The following is a 388-nucleotide window of genomic DNA, read 5'->3' as shown; positions in this document are numbered from 1 at the left end:
CCCAATCTCCTTATATTTTTTCGGATTATCGAGAAAATCAACAATCTCCTGTAGTGCCTCTTTCGCCTCATCCTGACCTGCGACGTCTTTAAACGTAATCCCGGTTTGGGCCTCCACATACACTTTGGCATTGCTTTTTCCAAACGATAACGCATTTCCGCCGCCCATCATCTTACCTTGAAGCTTTCGCATTAACCATTGCCCAATCGCAATAAAAATGAGAAACGGGAGAACCCAAGTTAAAAAGAAATTAAGCAGCGGCGAGTTTTCTTTTGGGATAATTTTTGTAAATTTAACCTTCTCTTTATGCAAACGGTCTACTAATTCTGGGTCGTTGATGGCTCCGGTCTTGTAGTACTTAATTTCACTTTTTCCTTCAGGTTTGAAG

1 pseudogene is annotated in these 388 nt (G+C 41.2%); it reads right to left on the bottom strand.

The window, feature by feature from the left end:
• Positions 1-388, bottom strand: a pseudogene (locus RYX56_RS21375) (ATP-dependent zinc metalloprotease FtsH); the annotation flags it as partial.

Source organism: Alkalihalophilus lindianensis (genome assembly GCF_032843265.1).
GTDB classification, from domain to species: domain Bacteria; phylum Bacillota; class Bacilli; order Bacillales; family Bacillaceae_D; genus Alkalihalophilus; species Alkalihalophilus lindianensis.
Note: the sequence above shows the minus strand (reverse complement) of the source record. Positions and strands in the feature narration are given on the sequence as shown.